Origin of the sequence: Streptomyces sp. 13-12-16, from assembly GCF_002114215.1 — a bacterium.
GTDB lineage: Bacteria > Actinomycetota > Actinomycetes > Streptomycetales > Streptomycetaceae > Streptomyces.
The window spans coordinates 1-3,759 of sequence record NZ_NCTE01000834.1; the positions used below are offsets into that span (position 1 = coordinate 1).

At 69.9% G+C, this 3,759-nt stretch carries 3 protein-coding genes and 1 pseudogene; all 4 read left to right on the plus strand.

Features of this window, described 5'->3' with window-relative positions; all coding sequences use genetic code 11:
* Positions 1-732, plus strand: a 732-nt coding sequence (locus B7767_RS30155) for a tetratricopeptide repeat protein (RefSeq protein ID WP_143652702.1), incomplete at its 5' end; no start/stop codon positions are given.
* Between the two features lie 136 nt (positions 733-868).
* On the plus strand, positions 869-1,993 hold the full coding sequence (gene ald, locus B7767_RS30160; RefSeq protein ID WP_085574923.1) for an alanine dehydrogenase: 1,125 nt from the start codon (positions 869-871) through the stop codon (positions 1,991-1,993).
* A gap of 412 nt (positions 1,994-2,405) precedes the next feature.
* On the plus strand, positions 2,406-3,542 hold the full coding sequence (locus B7767_RS30165; RefSeq protein ID WP_078914100.1) for a ParA family protein: 1,137 nt from the start codon (positions 2,406-2,408) through the stop codon (positions 3,540-3,542).
* Positions 3,527-3,759 (plus strand): annotated as a pseudogene (locus B7767_RS30170) (hypothetical protein); the annotation flags it as partial. The gene B7767_RS30165 and the pseudogene B7767_RS30170, both read left to right, overlap by 16 nt.

The following is a 3,759-nucleotide window of genomic DNA, read 5'->3' on the forward strand; positions in this document are numbered from 1 at the left end:
GCCGCGAGCGACCTGTACGACATCCACGGCCTGGTCCTCGACGTCGCCGAACGCCGGAACCTGCCCCGCGAGCGGGCGGCGGCCCTGCTGAACCTCGGCGACCTCGACGCCCGTACCGGCCGCACCGCCGACGCCCTGGGGCGCTACCGGGCCGCGCTGGACGCCGGACGCGAGGCGAACGACCCGTACGCGACCGGCCGCGCGATGGAATCCGTGGGCGGCGCCCATCTGGAACTCGGGGACTACGACCGGGCCGCCGACTGGTTCGGCCGCGCCCTGGCCGAGCGGCTGGCCCGCGGCGAGGGCGAGGACGCCGCCCGGCTCTACGGCCGTATCGGAGCCGCCCACACCTACGCCGGCCGCTACGGCGAGGCGCTGCGCGACTGGCGCGCGGCCGTCGCCGGACACCGCAGGCACGGAGACGTGGCCGCACAGGCGCGGGCCCTGAGCGAACTGGCCCGGGTGCAGGAGTACGCCGGCCGGCTCGAGGAGTCGCTGCGCACCTGCCGGGAGGCCGTGGAGTGGGCGCGCCGGGCCGAGGACACCCGTCTGGAGGCCGCGCTGCACCTGCGGCTGGCCGACTCCTTCGGGCACCTCGGCGACCCCGCGTCGGCCGCGCTGCACCGGGACACGGCCGAGCGCATGCTGGCAGAGGAGGCCCTCGATGACGACTCCGAGCCGGAACACGGAGCTAACGCCTACGAAATCCGTAGCCCATCCGCTGAAGATTGAAGCAATGAAAGGCTAGACAGCGGGAACACCTTCATTAAACTGGCTCTGCCGCGCCATCTCCTGCGGTCTCTCCCGGTGTGCCCATGTGCGCCCGGGTATGTGCAGCAATACCCCCATACCCTCTGAGCCAAGGACCGTGATCCACGTGAAGGTCGGCATCCCCCGCGAAGTCAAGAACAACGAGTTCCGGGTGGCCATCACCCCCGCCGGCGTGCACGAGCTGGTGCGCCACGGCCACCAGGTCGTCATCGAGCGCGGCGCCGGCGTCGGCTCCTCGATCCCGGACGGCGAGTACATCGCCGCCGGGGGGCAGATCCTGGACACCGCCGACGAGGTCTGGGCCGCCGCCGACCTGCTGCTGAAGGTCAAGGAGCCCATCGCGGAGGAGTACCACCGCCTGCGCAAGGACCAGACCCTCTTCACCTACCTGCACCTGGCCGCGTCCAAGGAGTGCACGGACGCCCTCCTGGAGTCCGGCACCACCGCCATCGCCTACGAGACCGTCGAGCTGCCCGGCCGCGCGCTTCCGCTGCTCGCCCCGATGTCCGAGGTCGCGGGCCGGCTGTCCACCCAGGTCGGCGCCTACCACCTGATGCGCGCCCACGGCGGCCGCGGTGTGCTCCCCGGCGGCGTCCCCGGCGTGCTGGCCGGCAAGGCCGTCGTCATCGGCGGCGGCGTCTCCGGCTGGAACGCCGCGCAGATCGCCATCGGCATGGGCTTCCACGTGACCCTGCTCGACAAGGACATCAACAAGCTCAAGGAGGCCGACAAGGTCTTCGGCACGAAGATCCAGACCGTCGTCTCCAACGCCTTCGAGCTGGAGAAGGCCTGCCTGGAGGCCGACCTCGTGATCGGCGCGGTGCTGGTCCCCGGCGCCAAGGCCCCGAAGCTGGTCACCAACGAACTGGTCTCGCGGATGAAGGCCGGAAGTGTCCTTGTCGACATCGCGATCGACCAGGGCGGCTGCTTCGAGGACTCCCACCCGACCACGCACGCCGAGCCGACCTTCAAGGTCCACGAGTCGGTGTTCTACTGCGTCGCCAACATGCCCGGCGCGGTGCCCAACACCTCCACCTACGCGCTCACCAACGCCACGCTGCCGTACATCGTCGAACTCGCCGACCGCGGCTGGGTGGAGGCGCTGCGCCGCGACCCCGCGCTCGCCAAGGGGCTCAACACGCACGACGGCAAGGTGGTTTACAAGGAGGTCGCCGAGGCGCACGGCCTGGAGCACGTGGAGCTCGCCTCCCTGCTCGGCTGAGCGTCCCGGACGGCAAGTCGACCAAGTCGTCGATCGGTAAAGGCGATACGTCAACTTCCGTCGTCAACGACACGTACCCGGCCGGACCTTGCCCGACAAGGTCCGGCCGGGTGTGTGTATGGTCACTTCCTGTTTCCGGGACAACTCGCCTCGAACGTAACCCTTCTACCGATTCGCACACCCGTGAAACCTGCCGTGCGACGGCCGTACGCCCTTGACAGAGGGATGTTTCATTGCCGACACATCGGGCCGGGTCCGGCGGATTGTGTTGCTGCGGACGGCCGACACGCCATAGAGTCGCCAATCGTCGGCATGGTGCCACGCTGACCTGTCTAGAAGTTTCCTGGTCACCAAGGAGGTAAGACGACTTGTGAATGAGTCGACATTTACTCCCGGGGGTGGTCACCCAGGAATGCCTGCGCCGGACCAGGAGCCCGCGGGATCCGCTGCTGTCGGCTCCGTAGCTGTGCGCACCTTCGCAGCCCACCGGAGCCACCGGACTTCGGTGGTGACTCAACCAGCACCCCAGAGCATGGATGGCCATCACGTGAACGCCATGGCCGGCGACGGAAGTGGCGCGCCCCACAACCATTTCGCCGACTACGACGAACTGCCCGAGGGGCACTTCTACGACCCTGACGCCGAGTACGAGCCCGACCCCGAGTACGCGGCCACGCTCGCGCCCGACGCGGCGCGCCAGCGCCGTGAGCGCGTCGGCCCGACCGGACGCCCGCTGCCGTACTTCCCGATCCCGGGCCCGCTGACCGACCACGGTCCCGCGAAGATCATCGCGATGTGCAACCAGAAGGGCGGCGTCGGCAAGACCACGTCGACCATCAACCTGGGCGCCGCGCTCGCGGAGTACGGACGCCGGGTGCTGCTCGTCGACTTCGACCCGCAGGGCGCGCTGTCGGTCGGTCTCGGCGTCAACCCGATGGAGCTCGACCTCACCGTCTACAACCTGCTCATGGAGCGGGGCATGGCGGCCGACGAGGTGCTGCTGAAGACCGCGGTCCCCAACATGGACCTGCTGCCCAGCAACATCGACCTGTCGGCGGCCGAGGTGCAGCTGGTGAGCGAGGTCGCGCGCGAGTCCACGCTGCAGCGGGCGCTGAAGCCGCTGATGGACGACTACGACTACATCGTGATCGACTGCCAGCCCTCGCTCGGCCTGCTCACGGTCAACGCGCTGACCGCCGCGCACAAGGTGATCGTGCCGCTGGAGTGCGAGTTCTTCGCGCTGCGCGGTGTGGCGCTGCTGACCGAGACGATCGAGAAGGTGCAGGAGCGGCTCAACCCCGACCTGGAGCTCGACGGGATCCTCGCCACGATGTACGACTCGCGCACGGTGCACAGCCGTGAGGTGCTCGCGCGTGTCGTCGAGGCGTTCGACGACCACGTCTACCACACGGTCATCGGGCGCACGGTCCGCTTCCCGGAGACCACGGTCGCCGGTGAGCCGATCACCACGTACGCGTCCAACTCCGTCGGTGCCGCCGCCTACCGCCAGCTCGCCAGGGAGGTGCTCGCCCGGTGTCACGCCGAGTGAGTCTGCCGGGGGCCGACGAACTCTTCCGTACGACAGGGGGGATGGCGCTCCAGGCGTCGACCCCCCGGCGCCAGGCCAACGGCGACGCCCGTGTCCCCGCACCCGCGGGGGAGGGCGACGCGGTGGCCGCCGTGGAGGACGCGCCGCAGTCGGTGCCCGCGCAGGGCGGCGACGGCGAGGGCGCTGAGCACGTCGCGGCGGACGCGGAGCCGGACGG